The sequence below is a fragment of the Clostridium sp. UBA1056 genome, from assembly GCA_002316385.1.
GTDB lineage: Bacteria > Bacillota > Clostridia > Clostridiales > Clostridiaceae > Clostridium_J.
Genome location: DCDL01000054.1, coordinates 27,039 through 43,935, shown reverse-complemented (window position 1 = coordinate 43,935; position 16,897 = coordinate 27,039). Strand labels below are relative to the sequence as shown.

At 29.1% G+C, this 16,897-nt stretch carries 15 protein-coding genes and 1 other annotated feature; of the genes, 3 read left to right on the top strand and 12 right to left on the bottom strand.

The genetic code is table 11. The annotated features are described in order from the left end of the window. Positions 1 to 3: 3 nt before the first annotated feature. The 9 genes from B3W71_RS13390 to B3W71_RS13350 all read right to left on the bottom strand — a co-directional run bounded on the left by B3W71_RS13390 (position 4) and on the right by B3W71_RS13350 (position 8,092). Complete coding sequence (locus B3W71_RS13390) at positions 4 to 744, bottom strand: N-acetyltransferase (protein ID WP_346889435.1); 741 nt, start codon at positions 742 to 744, stop codon at positions 4 to 6. A gap of 215 nt (positions 745 to 959) precedes the next feature. Continuing rightward, a complete protein-coding gene (gene dltC / locus B3W71_RS13385) occupies positions 960 to 1,190 on the bottom strand; it encodes a D-alanine--poly(phosphoribitol) ligase subunit DltC (protein ID WP_346889434.1) in 231 nt (76 codons plus the stop codon). Positions 1,191 to 1,279: 89 nt separating this feature from the next. After that, positions 1,280 to 2,440, bottom strand: coding sequence for a D-alanyl-lipoteichoic acid biosynthesis protein DltB (gene dltB, locus B3W71_RS13380; RefSeq protein WP_346889559.1), 1,161 nt, complete (start codon positions 2,438 to 2,440; stop codon positions 1,280 to 1,282). Then, positions 2,440 to 3,954 carry a D-alanine--poly(phosphoribitol) ligase subunit DltA gene (dltA, locus tag B3W71_RS13375; protein WP_346889433.1) on the bottom strand — a complete coding sequence of 505 codons (1,515 nt, stop codon included), beginning with the start codon at positions 3,952 to 3,954 and terminating at the stop codon, positions 2,440 to 2,442. Before dltA ends, dltB begins: the two co-directional genes overlap by 1 nt. 19 nt (positions 3,955 to 3,973) lie before the next feature. Then, positions 3,974 to 5,158 (bottom strand): D-alanyl-lipoteichoic acid biosynthesis protein DltD, encoded by a 1,185-nt coding sequence (dltD, locus tag B3W71_RS13370; RefSeq protein WP_346889432.1) that lies wholly within the window; start codon positions 5,156 to 5,158, stop codon positions 3,974 to 3,976. Positions 5,159 to 5,171: 13 nt separating this feature from the next. Beyond that, positions 5,172 to 5,315 carry a hypothetical protein gene (locus B3W71_RS13365; RefSeq protein ID WP_346889431.1) on the bottom strand — a complete coding sequence of 48 codons (144 nt, stop codon included), beginning with the start codon at positions 5,313 to 5,315 and terminating at the stop codon, positions 5,172 to 5,174. 593 nt (positions 5,316 to 5,908) lie between these two features. Continuing rightward, complete coding sequence (locus B3W71_RS13360; RefSeq protein WP_346889430.1) at positions 5,909 to 6,118, bottom strand: hypothetical protein; 210 nt, start codon at positions 6,116 to 6,118, stop codon at positions 5,909 to 5,911. Positions 6,119 to 6,303: 185 nt separating this feature from the next. Further along, positions 6,304 to 6,636, bottom strand: coding sequence for a hypothetical protein (locus B3W71_RS13355; RefSeq protein ID WP_346889429.1), 333 nt, complete (start codon positions 6,634 to 6,636; stop codon positions 6,304 to 6,306). Between the two features lie 49 nt (positions 6,637 to 6,685). After that, the gene (locus B3W71_RS13350) at positions 6,686 to 8,092 is read right to left on the bottom strand and encodes a hypothetical protein (protein ID WP_346889428.1); all 1,407 of its coding nucleotides are present in this window, start codon (positions 8,090 to 8,092) and stop codon (positions 6,686 to 6,688) included. A 170-nt stretch (positions 8,093 to 8,262) separates the two neighbouring features. Here B3W71_RS13350 and B3W71_RS13345 point away from each other — a divergent pair, with 170 nt between their 5' ends. Further along, positions 8,263 to 9,753, top strand: coding sequence for a 4Fe-4S dicluster domain-containing protein (locus tag B3W71_RS13345; RefSeq protein WP_346889427.1), 1,491 nt, complete (start codon positions 8,263 to 8,265; stop codon positions 9,751 to 9,753). Between the two features lie 70 nt (positions 9,754 to 9,823). On the opposite strand, the gene B3W71_RS13340 is transcribed toward B3W71_RS13345, so the two are convergent. Together B3W71_RS13340 and ileS are read right to left on the bottom strand one after the other, a co-directional pair. Continuing rightward, positions 9,824 to 10,819: a LacI family DNA-binding transcriptional regulator gene (locus tag B3W71_RS13340; RefSeq protein ID WP_346889426.1), complete on the bottom strand. Its 996-nt coding sequence runs from the start codon at positions 10,817 to 10,819 to the stop codon at positions 9,824 to 9,826. A gap of 165 nt (positions 10,820 to 10,984) precedes the next feature. Continuing rightward, positions 10,985 to 14,086 (bottom strand): isoleucine--tRNA ligase, encoded by a 3,102-nt coding sequence (ileS, locus tag B3W71_RS13335; RefSeq protein WP_346889425.1) that lies wholly within the window; start codon positions 14,084 to 14,086, stop codon positions 10,985 to 10,987. 192 nt (positions 14,087 to 14,278) lie between these two features. Continuing rightward, positions 14,279 to 14,494 (bottom strand) — a binding site (T-box leader). A 274-nt stretch (positions 14,495 to 14,768) separates the two neighbouring features. Between ileS and B3W71_RS13330 the strand changes: the two genes are divergently transcribed. Beyond that, positions 14,769 to 15,401 carry an MBL fold metallo-hydrolase gene (locus B3W71_RS13330; RefSeq protein WP_346889424.1) on the top strand — a complete coding sequence of 211 codons (633 nt, stop codon included), beginning with the start codon at positions 14,769 to 14,771 and terminating at the stop codon, positions 15,399 to 15,401. 20 nt (positions 15,402 to 15,421) lie between these two features. Here the strand turns inward: B3W71_RS13330 and B3W71_RS13325 are convergent, their stop codons facing one another. Further along, complete coding sequence (locus B3W71_RS13325; RefSeq protein ID WP_346889423.1) at positions 15,422 to 15,982, bottom strand: folate family ECF transporter S component; 561 nt, start codon at positions 15,980 to 15,982, stop codon at positions 15,422 to 15,424. 260 nt (positions 15,983 to 16,242) lie between these two features. Here B3W71_RS13325 and B3W71_RS13320 point away from each other — a divergent pair. Next, on the top strand, positions 16,243 to 16,897 hold a 655-nt coding region (locus B3W71_RS13320), incomplete at its 3' end, for an SH3 domain-containing protein (protein ID WP_346889422.1).

Here is a 16,897-nt window from a genome sequence, read left to right as displayed (position 1 = left end):
TGCTTATTGATTTTCTAGAAGTTGATCTTCTGGTACATCTTTTAAAACCTTTGCCGGGCTTCCAATTACTACTTTTCTAGCGGGTATATCCTTTGTTACCAAAGATCCTGCAGCTGCAAATCCTTCTTCTCCTACAACTTTACCAGGAAGTACTACAGCCCCAGCTCCTAGTCTACCACCACTTTTTATAGTAATACCTTTAAACTTTCCAAATCTCTCTTTTGATCTAGCTGCATAGTTATCATTTGAAGTTACAACGCAAGGTGCTATAAATACATGATCTTCTACAGTAGAGTATGCAGTTAAATATACGTTAGTTTGAATCTTACAATTTGAGCCTACTGTACAGAAATTCTCTACTGTTGAGCCTCTACCTATAACAGTTTTTTCTCCTATAGTTACATTTTCTCTTATAGTTGCCATATCTGCAATTAATGTTTTATCTCCTATGACTGCACCCCTATATATTATGGTTGTAGCTCCAATTAAACATCCTTCTCCTATAGTACAGTTTGGTAACTTTTCTTCATCTTTAAATATACTATTTACCCCTCTCATTGGAGTTTTACCTATAACCGTATTGTCATCTATTCTAACATTATCTTTTATTATAGTATCCTCATGTATAACTACATTATGACCAATAATGCAATTATCTCCTATAATAACGTTATCTTCAATAACTGTGAATCTTCCAACCTTCACATTGTTACCTATAATAGCTTTTTCTGATATATAATTCATATGTACACTTCCTTTTTATCTTTTAATTGATTAATATTTATATTATTTTATGTGTTATAAACTTTCATATAAATCCATATATAATCTACTTTGTAGTCTATTCTTTACTAATTTCTACTAGATACATTATATCCTATTTGATACATATCTTCTATAGAAATAAAAAGAGAATGCTATTTTTAGTGTGCTAGCATTCTCCTTACTAAAATTTAATTTTATATTCTACTACTTAAAAAAGCAATTAAATTGTTTGCTGTAGCCATATCCGTTCTTTCTAGATCCGTTGGTTGAAGCTTAATACCAAATACCTCTTCTATTTTTAGTAACACTTCTATAATTCCTAATGAATCTAATAATCCAGCCTCAAATAAATCTAAGTCTAAATCCTCTCTTATTTCATCAGTTCCAGTTACTTCCTCAAATATATCTAATACTTTTTCTTTCATTTAATTTTCCTCCTAAAACTTAATTTATCTAATTTTATTATACATTCTATATATTATATATTTATCAATACTATTTAAATTTTTTAGCTTTATTTATGAGTAAATAAATACCCTGAGAATAACAATAATCCAAAACAAGCTACATGAAAATTAATTAAAATCTGAACTCTTTGAAACCATTTCTCTTTTTTATGTTTTTTATAAAACTTAGATTTTCTTTGTACTATATCTGTAAGTACCAAAACACTACCTTGATATATTCCATATATTATATAGAATACTTCTAATCCATGCCAAACTCCCATTGTAAGCATAGTTATCATTTGAGCAAAATGAGATGCCCTAAATCTATCTTTAAATCTTTTCTTTCTCATAGAGCTTAAAAGAATTCTAGAGTATAGATAATCTCCAAACCACCTTGAAAGAGATATATGCCATCTTGTCCAAAATTCCTTCATATCCTTACTAAGAAATGGTTTGTCAAAATTCTCTGGTGTTTTAATACCAATAATATAGCTTGTACCTACTGCAAAAGAGCTATATCCAGCAAAATCAAAGAATAAATATAAACTATAAGCATACATATAGTTCAAACTATTTAAGAATGTTATATCCGTTGGAATTTTACTCATCCATAGAGTATTTATAATATACGCTATTACAAACTTATATCCTACTCCCTTAATTATTTTTTTTAATCCTTCAAATAAGTAATTATTTATATAATCCTCTTTCTCTATTTTAGTATTTAGATTTTCTTCAAACCTTCTATACCTATCAATAGGACCTGAACTTAGAGTTGGAAAAAATATGATGAAATATACTAAAGTAGAAAACTTAATTTCTTTTATAGTTCCATCATATATCTCTATAATTATCTGTATAGACTTAAAGTTTAAATAGGATAATCCAATAAATCCTATAGGCCCATAGATCGATTTAGCTGATACCTTTGTTATTATTATGGGTAACATTGATAAAAATAGTGCTAAGTAATATATAAATTTATTATCTGTTCTATCACGTATCTCTAAGTATGAATTGATTAATATGATTTCTCCTAGTAAAAACATTATAAATAATACAATTCCTACTGACTTTACCCCTATAATCACTCCTACCATAAATATAGATAATACTATACCATAGGGTTTTATATTTTTTCCCTTTATACCCAACACTATAGCTGGAATAAGTGATAATAATAGTATATACAGATAGAAATAATCTCCATACTGTGTTAATTTTATCATTTTATTTCCTCCATAAGTCTTTTTCTATCTATCTTTCCATTGGTGTTTATAGGAAATTGCTTTATTATCTTAATATTTCTCGGAATCATATAAGATGGTATATACTGCTTTAATTCATCTTTTATTAATATAGAATTTTTAAGATTACTTAATCCGTTATCTTCATTTAGTGTAATTACACCCATTATATGAGATATCTTATCATCTTTATATATAGGAAATACTGCACAGTTATTAACAATATTTACTCTTCTTAAATTATTCTCTATATCTTCAAGCTCTATTCTGAATCCATTTAGTTTTATTTGGAAATCCTTTCTTCCACAATAATAAATCATATTACCATCATAGTAAGCTAAATCTCCAGTTCTATAACCGCTAAGTAGTTTACCTTCTATATTTTCATTAAAAAATACCTTTTTAGTGATTTCCTCATTATTAAAATATCCCTTACTTATGCTATTGCCAATAGCTAGTAATTCTCCTTTTTCTCCTTCTGGCATAGTATTGCCACTTTCATCTACAATTTTAAGAATAGCACCATCCATTGGATATCCTATTGGTATCTCTCTACTATCTTCAATCATTTCTTCACTCACATCAACCGCTGATAATAATACTGTCCCCTCAGTTGGACCATATCCATTTATTATCCTAACTCCAGGAAATCTTAACATAAGTTCTTTTACTAACTTCTTAGATAATACCTCTCCAGCAAATACGAATGTGTTTAGCTTAGGCATTAATTCCTTATTAAAATTACTGTCTCTAATGCACATTTCAGCTAATGCAGGTGTAGAAACCCATGTCTTTATGTTTGAAATCTTTAAAGCATTAAATAATCGTTTAAAGTCCTCTAATGTATCTTTTGATAAGCTAAATAATGTTTTACCACAAATTAGCCCTAAATAAATTGGTATTACTGATACATCAAATGAATAGGATACTTGATTCATAATCACATCATTCTCTTTATTTATTCTAAGAAATTTTTCAAACCAATTTGTAAAAGAGTCTATATTATTTTTAGTTATTTGCACTCCTTTTGGTAATCCTGTACTACCTGATGTAAATAATATATAGGCATTCTCATTTTCTTTTAGCCAATTATCCTGAGATACTATAGCTCCCTTATATCTTTTTATTTCTGTTAACATTTCTTCTTTGCTAAAAACATTATCATTATCTATAAGATTATTTGTAAAATTTACTATAACTTTAGGATTCACCTCGTTTATTACCTGATTAACTCTTTCTATAGGAAATGTTACATCTAACGGAACATATGCTCTACCAGATTTTAATGCTCCTACAATTAATACTAGTATAAGATTATCCTTATTACCGTAAATAACAATAGGTGACTTATCATATTTATACTTTTCTATCATATATGCTGCAAATTCATCAGAAAGCTTGTCCAGTTCTTCATATGTAAGCTTTTCTTCATCACAAATAACTGCCATTCTTTTATCTATTGAATACTCTCTTATTTTAAGTAATAAATTCACTTTTGTTACCACCTTTATATTAATCTTTAAAATGATTACTCATTTCTTCTGATACATTTAGCCAGCCTTTCCATCCTAAATGCATGACATCAGTTAAATAATACTTTTCATATTCATACTTTTGTAAGTTTAATACATCAAAATTATTATCTTTAGCTATACTTTCTAATTTATTATAAAACTGTGTTCTTTCCTCCTCTAAAACTCCTGTATAATCGTAATACCAACCATTTACATTCATTAAAATTATATATGGTTTAATGCCTAAATCCTTACATACACTTAGTAAAAACTTAAAATCTTCAAATTCCGCTGAATCTAAAATATTTATATCCTTATATGTATTTTTAAGACTCGATTCTATGTCTTTTAAATATTTATTGTAATATTCATCAGATACATTAAACATATTATCAGAAACCTTCTCCATACCTTGGCTCTCAGCAAGTTTATATTGCTCCTTAAAGTCTATTGATTTTACAGTATTAACATTAGACTTATCTGGTAGAGATTTCATCTCTTTTAAAAGAGCAACCTTATCTCTAGTTTCAAGTAACTTCTGTTTTGTTTTAAAATAAGGTAGAAGACAATTATATTTTACCTTATCAATGAAAGTTTCTCCTATAAATAATTCTGCATAGACTCTCTCCTCTTGAAATATATCAGAATCTTTTAGCAAAGTAGCAACTCTCTTTGCTAAATATGTTTTATTTTCCTTTGATATTTTAGAATTATTTAGAAACTGATAAAATTGCAAATCAGAAAATAGTGGAATAAAATTTTCACTACTTATGCCATCCTTATTCCAGAACCATTGTAGTGAAGCTACCAATGCTACCTTAGAATTATTATAATTGTCACCTCCACCTAGCATAATTGCATGCTGAAGATCTTGAACATATGCAGTTCCAAATATACTTATGTCATATTTGCTATCATTAAACGGAAATAAATTAACTGGATTTTGTGGAACAGGATTACTTAATTCTGATGATCCCAATAGCATTAAATCATTGTTTTCTAAAGATACATCTCTAAATTCAACTCCATTTTTCTTAACATCTCCACCGTAAGCATGTTTGATGGTTGTTAAATCTTTACTACTTTTTAATTGTTCAATTTCTTTGTTTACTATTAAATTAAATATAGAAATAAATATTATTGCTAATATTATTGGTATACCTATAATAAATGATTTTTTCATAATTTCCTCCCTACTAAAACTGATTGTAAATGAATGGTATTTCTTTAGTCTTTTGAAGTACATAAAGTAAATATGCACTAACTAAAAATAAAGTTAACATAATCATTGCTAAAACCTCACCTTTATTTAATTTATACTTCTTAAAAAACTTCTTCATATAATTTATCTCCTAATCTCCTACTTAAAACTAATTAATAATTTTAATATATAAGTTCTAACAAATAAAATTCATTAATATTCCTTAGTATAATCTAAGATTATAAGTAAATTTAATGTAGAAACTTTAATAAAACTTATATAACATATTAACCTAGTTTACTTATACTTTTACTTTATTAATTCTTAACAACTATACATTTAGTATTTTACTACAATATGTAGAAAATAATCAATATAGTTAATCTTTTGCATTTTATTGTAAACAAATTAGTAATAATATTCATATTAATTTTACATATTAAATAGAATTTTAATATGTATATATAAGAGAAGGCCTAAGACTAAAAGTCTCAGGTCTTTTTAACTACACACTGGATTCGTGCAGATATGATGATACTTTGGAATTAGAAGTTAATCTTATAAATCTCTTACCGATTTATATCCTACCACTTCTCTCACCATATATTTATTATCTAGTTCATACTCTTTACATGCATCTAGCACTTTTAGTCTTTCACTGTTATCATCTGCAACACTTTCTATTAACTCGATTCTAGAAATTCTTAAAATTTTATCTTCTCTAGCAAAAAACTACAACCTTTGATAATTCCATTTATATTTAATTTCTAGCTTATCTATTGCTGACTTAAACTTATTACCTCTTAAATAAATCTTTTTCTGATATTTAATATTTCTATATATTTCACAATTAAATACATTAGACCCACTTCCATCTATAATAAGAACAATTAGTATCTTTTTATATTGAAGTTCCCAAAGATTATCAATTTTACAATGCATGTGGCTTTCTCAAAATATATTACTAATCTTATATAAAACGTTGAAGATGTACTTTAAGTACTTATTCAATATTTATTTAGATTAGTTTTTTTGCGAAAGCCTCTTATTATAATTTCTCTATGATAATTAATACGATTTAACAATAAAAATGAAAATACTTAAATTTAAATATTTTGTCCTTTATTTTATGCTATTACTTCACTACTATCTTTAACATTTTCCATAGTTTCTTCAAATTTAAACTGCCCATAAGTAAATCCTCTAAGCATTTCAAAAGTTAATTCACTTCCCTTATGACTCTCCTCAAGCCAACTAGTGAATAATTTAAAAGGCTCTTCACTAAAGTATTTTGAATTTATACGTGGGAATCCTTCTAATGCGTTAAATCCTTCTTCCATGGCCTTTTTTACTTTCTCTGGATTATATTTAAAATAATATCTATGATCACTATTTAATATCTCACCTATCACAAAACTATTATCATTACTTCTCCATATAAGATTAATTTTATTATCCATTATAATTTCCTCCTTAATTTAGTATTCTTATAATTAAAGTCTCACTGTATCATAAATTTTTCTTTAGAACCTCACATATGTATTCTAAGCATTTTATCCTAGCATTATATTTTGAATCTCCATCAATAATAATCCAAGGATTATGGCTTTTGGAAGTTGTAGCTATACATGTACTTATAGCTTCTTTATATTTATCCCACTTCGCTCTATTCCTCCAGTCTTCATTAGTTATTTTATAGGCTTTAAAAGGATTATTCATCCTTTTATTAAATCTTTTTAGTTGTTCATACTTTGATATATTTATAAATATCTTTATAAGTATACATCTATTCTCTATTAGGAAATCTTCTAGCATATTAATTTCATCATAAGCCTTCTCTATTTTCCATGGATCAGTTAGCCTCTCTACGTTTTCTACTAAAACTCTTCCATACCAAGACCTATCAAATATAGTAACTTCACCAGGTAATGGAATATGCCTCCAAAACCTTCTCATATAATGATATTTCTGTTCATCTTCGGTTGGTGCTGATATTGGCACAACTTTATATCCTGTAGGATCTAATCTTTTAACAACTCTCTTTATATTACCACCTTTTCCAGCAGCATCCCAACCTTCGTACAAAATAATTAAAGATTTTTTTTCATTTAATAGTTTCTTTTGCTGACTTGATAGTAATAATTGCAGTTCCTTCATTCTATCCTTGTATAAATTTTTAGATACACTTCCACAATTAACCTTTATACCGGATACATCTCCATTAGAGTTTCTTTTCATACTATCCAAAGACTCTAAAGTAATTTTATTCTTTATTTCTAAGCTAGCTTTATCAACTTCTTTTATATTACTACACTCTTCATATTCACAGAATGCAGTTTCTAAGTTTGGTTTATTCTCTTTTAATTTATTTACGACTTCAGTTAATTCCATAATAAGTTTTTCGTAGAAATCTATATATTTATCTTTGCTGTCTAAATTTATTTCATTCCAACTTACTACACCTTCACTACTCATGCTCCTTTTTAATTCTATGTTTTTATTATAAGATTTATTTCCATTTTCAATAAAAATAAACTTTATTATTATATATCCTTCATCTATTAAAGATTGCTGAAATATTTGCAAATATACCTTTTCATTATCATCCAGTAAATCATGGTATTTTTTCGTATAAAATATTGTGGTGTTACCTTTGCAAGGGATATTATCCCATAGTAGCTTTGCTCTTAATAAGCAATTATCTTTATCAGTATTATATACTTCTTTATCAGTATATAGCGATGTGCCCTTATATTCAAATATACTAAGTAAAGAATTAATTAACTTTTTCTCCTTATCAGTATATTTTCCCTGCAAAACAATTATTAAAGGCAAATTTTCTTTCATAGCATCTCTATGTAATTGTCCTAGTTTTATAGCTAATCTATCTTTTGTCTTCTTTAACTCACTATTCATACATACTTACCATCCGTATTATATTTTGTATTATTTAATCTATTCTTACCAATATATTCTTACCAAACTTTTATTTTTAAATGCTTATCCCTATTGAATAATAATTAAATGGTGTTATAATTAGATTTGGTTAAAAAATTAACAATATGACGGAATTAAGGAGGATCATAATGTTTACTTTTGATACAGCACTAAAAAAAATTAAACATGAGGTACTAAAGCAGATAGTTCTTCTATCTATTAATGATAATTTAAATACTAAAGAGATATTTAATATCCATAAATTTATAGTTGATAAGGATGCACCAACTTATAGATGTTGTATATTTAAAGAACGTGCCATAGTAAATCAAAGAGCTAAATTGGCCGCTGGATATATGCCTATAGAGGATGAATATAGCGATCTTATTGACATTAAAAATAATGAGCAAATTATGTATGTAATAGAAGCTGCCTGTGACAGATGTCCTATAAACAAATATACAGTAACTGAAGCTTGCAGAGGATGCCTTACTCATAAATGTAAAGAAGTGTGCCCTGCTAATGCTATGATGACCGTAGGTGGAAAGTCATATATAAATCAAGAATTATGTAAAGAATGCGGACTTTGTAAAAAGATATGCCCTTACAATGCCATATCTGAAGTTCTTCGTCCATGTAAAACTGCATGTCCAACCGGGGCTCTTAAAGTAGGCGAACTTGACAGACGTGCCGTTATAAATGAGGATGATTGCATTCAATGTGGAGCCTGTATGACTGCGTGTCCTTTTGGTGCTATATCTGATAAAAGCTTAGTGGCTCCTGTAGCTAAAAGATTATATCATAAAAAGCACAATATGATTGCAATTGTAGCTCCATCAATATCAGGACAAATGGGCAATAATGTTTCCATAGGAAAAGTTAAATCTGCATTAAAAACTCTTGGCTTCTCTAATGTATTTGAGGCATCCTGTGGTGCAGATATGGTGACTATTCATGAAGCTAAAGAATTTGTAGAGAGAATGGAAGATGGACATACTTATATGACTAACTCTTGTTGTCCAGGTTTCTTTAGCTATATTGAGAAAAAGTTTCCTACCGAGGTTTCTCATATATCCAATACTGTCTCTCCAATGATAGCTATGGGACGTGCTATAAAAGCTGAAGACCCTGATGCTAAAATTGTATTCATCGGTCCATGTACAGCAAAAAAAGCTGAAGCTAGAAGACCAGATGTAGCTGGAGTTATAGATTATGTACTAACCTTTGAGGAACTTTGTGCTATGTTAGATGCCTTTAACATAGATCCTGAAACTTGTGATGAAGAAAAACTCGAAGATGGCTCTGTCCTAGGTAGAGGTTTTGGTATGGCTGGTGGTCTTACTGCAGCTATAGAAAATTATATTAGTACAGAAAATATTTCTATAGAATTTAAGCCAGTGAAAGTTTCTGGACCTGTAGAAATAAAAAAAGCCTTAAGCATGGCAAAAATAAATAAGTTGCAAGGTAACTTTATAGAGGGTATGATGTGTATTGGTGGATGTATAAATGGTGCTGGAGTTTTCTCTGACCCTATCTCTACTAGAGGAAAATTTATTAAAGAAGGAAAAGATTCCTCTATCAAAAATGTATGTGATAATAAAACTAGTAAGGTTATGAACGATGTATCCTTAGATAGATAATAAATAATAAAAAGTGGATTTNNAAATCCACTTTTTATTATTTATAAAATTATTTTGTATCTAAATTTCTTTATTTTTTACAAGAATCTCTTTCAACTATATCATATGGTAATCTGTAATAGCTCTCTTCTATTGGTATTTTATTTACAAGCTTTATAAGAAGTCTCATTCCTACAGAACCCATATCATACAAAGGACGAGATACTGTAGTAAGCTTAGGATAAAATATTGCTGATAGTGCTATATTATCAAATCCTATAACATTTATATCTTCTGGTACCTTAATTCCTTTTTCTCTCAAAGCATTTATAACTCCAAGAGCTGATTGATCACTTCCACATAAAACTGCATCAATCTTATTGTCTTTTATTATATGATTAATTCCTTCAAATCCATCTTCATACTTTAGACTTCCAAGATAAACTAATTTCTCATTGAAGCAGTTCTCTTCCTCCATAGCATCTTTATATCCATGATATATTTTTTTATATTCAGTTGCATTTTCTTTGTTATACCCTATATATGCTATGTTTTTATTATTTTTTGAGAATAAATAATTTACAGCATCATAAGCGGCAGTATAGCTATCTATTCCTATACTAGGAACATCTCCTTCTTCATCCATAGCACCTATTGATACTACTGGAGTTCCAACAGACTTTATAGCTTCTTTTATCTCTTTATCCAGACGGTCACCCATATATATTATACCGTCTACCATCTTTTCTCTTAATATATTAAAGCTTTCCTTTTCCCTACTTTTATCTAGGTCAGTATTACATAGCATAATATTGTAATTATAAATACTTGCTAAGTCTTCTGCACCTCTTACAATTTCCGGAAAAAGGGAATTTGATATATCTGGTATTATTATACCAATCGTACTTGATTTCTGTGTTTTTAAGCTTCTTGCTAAAATATTTGGTCTATAGTCTAATTTCTCTATTGCATCCAAAACCCTTTGTTTTGTCTCTTGATTAACTACATCTATATCATTTAATACTCTTGAAACTGTGGCAATAGAAACATTTGCTTCTTTTGCTACATCTTTAATTGACGCTGCCACTATATATCACCTCTCTTATTATTCTGTATATTTTTTAATACAACTATACCTTATTTAGTTAAACCTTAATCCAATATAATTATAAGGTTTAGATAGAGCAATATACTTTCATTATAAACTCCATCTAAACCAATTATTATTTAATAAATTTAGATATATCAGCTACTAAACTCTTTCCACTTGTAGAAGTAACTTTTCTCCATTAATTTTTACTTCATTAGTAGCCTTTTCGCTATTATAAGATACTGTTAAAGCTAAAGTATCTTTCTTTATTTGGTTTTCAAATTTTCTTATTACATTTTCTAAAGTTTCATTTTCAGCAAAGTATAAGTTTATTTTATCTGAAACTTCAAAACCATTTTCTTTTCTCATGTTTTGTATTTTACTTAGAACTTCCCTTATATGCCCTTCTTCTCTAAGCTCTTCTGAAATATTTGTATCTAATACTACTCCTATTTCTCCTTCACCAGCAAAAGCAAATCCTTCTAGACCTTGCATTGTTACAAGTAGATTTTCTTTATTTAACTCTATTTCAGTTCCATCTACATTTATTGTAACCACTTCACCATTATTTACTCTTTGTGCAAGATCCATTTGACTCATAGACGCTATGCCTTTTCTGATTCCTGGAATCATTTTTCCATAAGCCTTTCCTAACACTGGAAGATTAGGCTTTATTTCAAAGTTAACATATTTAGAAAGATCTGCACCTAGCTCTACTTGTTTAATATTAAGCTCATCCCTTACTATATCTCCATAGTATTCTGGAAGTGAAGCTACAGATACAAGCATTTTACCAAGCGGCTGTCTATTCTTAATGTTAGCTCCATTTCTTGCACTTCTTCCAAGTTTAACTATCTTATATGCCTTATCCATCTCATCTTCTAGCGCCTTATCTACTTCAGCTTCAACATACTCTGGCCATTTGCATAGGTGAACACTTTCTTCTGCATCTTTATCAAAAGCAACAACAAGACTTTGATATAATTCTTCTGTTATGAATGGTATAAATGGTGCTGCTATCTTTGAGAATGTTACAAGCACTCTATATAAAGTCATATATGCACCTATTTTATCCTCTGTAAGCTCTTCACCCCAGAATCTTACTCTATTTCTTCTTACATACCAGTTAGATAATTCATCTACAAAGTCCTCTAAATCTTTAGCCCCTTGAGTTATTCTATAGTTTTCTAGATGCTCATCAGTAGTTTTAACTAAGGTATTTAGTTTAGACATCATCCACTTATCCATTATATTTTCTGATTTAAAATCTTTATATTCTATTGGATTGAAGCTATCTAAATCTGCATATAGAACATAGAAAGAATATACATTCCATAGAGTTCCTATAAATTTTCTTTGAGCTTCTATAACAGCATCTTCATAGAATCTTGATGGAAGCCATGGAGCACTACCAGTATAGAAATACCATCTTAAAGCATCTGCTCCTTCGTTTTCAAGTACTGTAAATGGACTAAGTACATTTCCTTTGTGCTTAGACATCTTAAGTCCATCTTTATCTAGAACATGACCTAGTACTATACAGTTTTCAAATGGATTCTTTTCAAATACAGTTGTAGAAATAGCAAGTAGTGTATAGAACCATCCTCTTGTTTGATCTACAGCTTCTGAAATAAACTGAGCTGGGAAGTTTGCTTCAAATAACTCTTTATTTTCAAATGGATAGTGATATTGAGCAAAAGGCATTGAGCCTGAATCAAACCAACAGTCTATAACTTCTTCAACTCTTGTCATTTCCTTTTGACAGTGTGGACAATTTAGTTTAACTCTATCAATATATGGCTTATGAAGTTCTATTCCATCTGGTACATTTGTTCCCTTTTCCTTAAGTTCTTCTACACTTCCTATTAATTCTCTATGACCGCATTCGCATTCCCAGATTGGAAGTGGAGTTCCCCAGTATCTATTTCTTGAAATTCCCCAATCTATTACATTTTCAAGGAATTTACCCATTCTACCTGTTCTTATATTGTCAGGCATCCAATTTATATTGTTATTATTTTCAAGAAGTTCATCTCTTACTGAAGACATTTTTACAAACCAACTTTCTCTTGGATAATAAAGAAGTGGTGTATCACATCTCCAGCAGTGTGGGTATGAGTGTAGGAATTTCTCACTCTTGTAAAGTATATTATTCTCTTTTAAGAAAGCTAATATCTTCTCGTCTGCTTTTTTTACAAATATTCCAGCCCATGGAGTTACTTCAGGAACAAACTTTCCTTCTCCATCTACTAAATTAATCATAGGAAGGCCATATTTCTTACCTATTTGGTTATCATCATCTCCATAAGCAGGAGCTATATGAACTATTCCAGTGCCGTCTGTTAAAGTAACGAAATCACCATGAACTATATAGAAGGCTTTTTCTTCTGGCACTTCAAATTTGAACATTTGCTCATATTCTTTTCCAAGTAAGGCTTCTCCCTTAAATTCAGATACTACTTCATATTCTCCTTGAAGTTTATTTAAAAGAGTTCTTGATAAAATTAAATGCTCACCTTCATGTAAGACTTCTACATAGTCATAAGCTTTATTTACAGCAAGAGCAACGTTACTTGGTAATGTCCAAGGGGTTGTTGTCCATACTAAAATACATTTATCTTCACCTTTTAATTTAAACTTTACATAAGCTGAACTATCTTTTACATCTTTATATCCCTGAGCTACTTCATGAGATGATAAGGTAGTTCCACATCTTGGACAGTAAGGCATTACCTTATGACCTTTATATAATAAATCCTTATTCCACATTTGCTTTAAAGCCCACCATACTGATTCTATATAATCATTATGATAAGTTACATATGGATTCTCCATGTCAACCCAATAACCAAGTCTCTCGGACATCTCTCTCCACATTTCAACGTAAGAGAATACACTATCTTTACATTGAGTAACGAACTCTTCTACTCCATACTTTTCAATTTCAGGCTTCCCGGAAATTCCAAGTTTTTTCTCGATTTCAAGCTCTACTGGAAGACCATGAGTATCCCATCCAGCTTTCCTTAAAACCTTATATCCTTTCATAACTTTATATCTTGGAATTATATCTTTCATAACCCTAGTTATAACGTGACCTATGTGTGGCTTACCGTTAGCTGTTGGTGGACCATCATAGAACGTAAAATATTCACCTTCATCATTTAAGTCAAAGTTTTTTTGTATTACATCTTTTTCTTCCCAAAGTTTTAGCACATCTTGTTCAATATCCATAAAAGACTTCGTGCTATCAATTTTCTTGTACATATATTTTCCTCCTTATATAGTTTATATGGCACAATTTCTGTTTATCTCATAGGAATATGTTTAAAATATTAAGTGCTATAACATAATTTAATAATAGCTTCATCTTAATTTTATCCATAGTATACATTAACTAATCTACAATCACTAATGCTCACTTATATACTTTCCTTAATAAAATTAAAACTCCGCCCTACTAAGGACGAAGTTGCTTCGCTATACCACCTACAGTGTTATTAAATTTCAGATACTAACATATCCTATTCCTTAACGCAGAAATACGGAAAGACTTACTAAATTTCAGCCCTCAGCTCCTAGGTGATTTTTCTCTAATTATTCACTATGGGCTCTCACCTACCCCCACTCTCTTTAAGCTACCTTTTAGAGTACTGTCCTATTCTTAGCTTTTAACTGTACTATTTTACAAGTTAATTTTACAACTATTATATTATATAAAATTTTTAATGTAAAGTTCTTTTTATATGTAATCGTATATTTATAATTAAATCTTATCTACTATGGTTATTTAGAACGTTATTACGGCTTATCTCATTAGATATAATTAATATATTCGCCTTCTTTATTATGATATGTCTTTTATCTATATAAGCATAAATTAAAGAAATATGTTAATAATTAAAATAAAACTAGACAATTAATTTTGCTTAATTAAGAGGTGATAATTATGATAATTACTTGGTTTGGACATTCTTGTTTTCTCCTTGAAAATTCTTGTGGAGAAAAAGTTTTAATGGACCCTTTTAATAAATGTTTAGGTGGAACTCCCTATAAAGGTTCTGTAGATATAGTTACTATAAGTCATGACCATTTTGATCATAATTATACTGACCTGATAAACCCTGGTGCTATGATTATAAATACCCCTTGCTTATACGAAAGCTCTTCTATTAAAATCCAAGGGATTCCATCATATCATGATAATATAAAAGGTGCTAAACGTGGTAATAATATAATTTACATAATAGAAACTGATAATTTAAGACTATGCCATCTTGGTGACATTGGACATATGCTATCAGATAAAGAACTAGATTTATTAGGTACTCTAGATATACTATTCATACCTGTAGGAGGTAATTTTACTATTAACCCTGAAATTGCGGCTAAACTTTGTAGTAAAATTCAAAGTAAATTAGTTATTCCAATGCATTATAAAGTTCCACATATAGATTTTCCCGTTTATGGAATAGAAAAATTCATAGCATTCATGAAAAATGCTATGAATTTAAAATCTCATACACTAACTATAGATACCCCTTTAGAAGGCGTAAATATGGTTAAGATTTTTGAACTCTAATTACTAACAAAATTAGAGTTTTATAATGTCTTTTCAAGCTTCTCACCTATGTATTTCCATGAAAGCTTAAGCATAATCACTTCTATAGGTATCATAATTATAGCTTTAATGATTCTGGTACTAGCCAAAACAATAAAGCCTTTATTATAGAGAATCATAAGCCAAACTGTATTTAGTGTTATATTAACTATTACAGCTATAAGCGTGTTTGCAACTATAAATCTTCCTGTTGTTTTAGGCTTCTTGTATAAGATTAATCCATATATTATTCCTACAAGAGCTGCACTTAATGTGAAGCCTGGGAAAAATGGTCCCTTAGGAAACAATATGGCTCCTATTAAATCCTCTATTCCTGCTACTAATCCACCATATATTGGTCCAAAAATCATAGCAGCTAAAGCTATTGGTATAAATGAAAAAGTAATTTTTAAAATTTCTAGCTGTATTGCAAAAAATCTAGATAAGATAGATGTTATTGCAATAAATACAGCCATATATACTATTTTTTTAACTGTACTAATATTTTTATGTCCCCCTACTTGTGGCAATTTATTTTCTTGCTCTTTTTTTAAACTCTCCATGACCATCATCCCCTCTTCATACAAGATTATAATTTGTTTTAGTATATAAATTTTCATAATCATTATAGATTATCAAATTAACCTATTCAATAATTTTATCTAGCTTTGATGAATTTAGTTACATAATAAATCAATACTTGAAGAAATATATACTTATTTACTGTTATTTGTTGTTATATACCATTATTTATCTTATAATTTAAATAATAATGTTAAATATATCCTAAGGAAAATATTATCGGAGAAAGGATTGTAAATTAATGAATAGTAAAGCACTAAAAGTTTTATGTACACTGGCAACAAGCACAGCTCTTGCTACCTCTATGCAAGTTATAGCTATAGCCGATTCAACTCAAATTTCAAATTCTTCATATAGCTCTATAGTTACAGGAACCATAACTGCAGATGTATTAAATATAAGATCTAATCCTAATACCAGTAGCAGTGTTATTGGTAAATTAAATTATAATACTAAAGTGTCAATTATAGAGATATCCAATGGATGGTATAAAGTTAGCTATAATAACACTATAGGTTGGATTTCTGGACAATATGTAAATTTAGATAATAATTCTACAGGACAAGCATCTACAACTGGAGTTGTTACTGCTGACGCTCTAAATGTTCGCTCTGGTGCTAGTACTAGTAATAGCATAATCGGTTCCTTAAATGAAAGTGCTACGGTTCAAATAATATCTACAAGTAATGGCTGGCATAAAATTAAATTTAATAATACTACTGGATTTGTTAGTGCGGAATATATTAATACTTCTTCTGGTAATTCAGATTCTGGAAATAGCAACAATAATACTGGAAATAGTGATTCTTCTACAGAAGATACGGTTATATCTACAGGGATTGTTAATGCCGATACTTTAAATGTTCGTTCTGGAGCTAGTACTAGTAATAGTATAA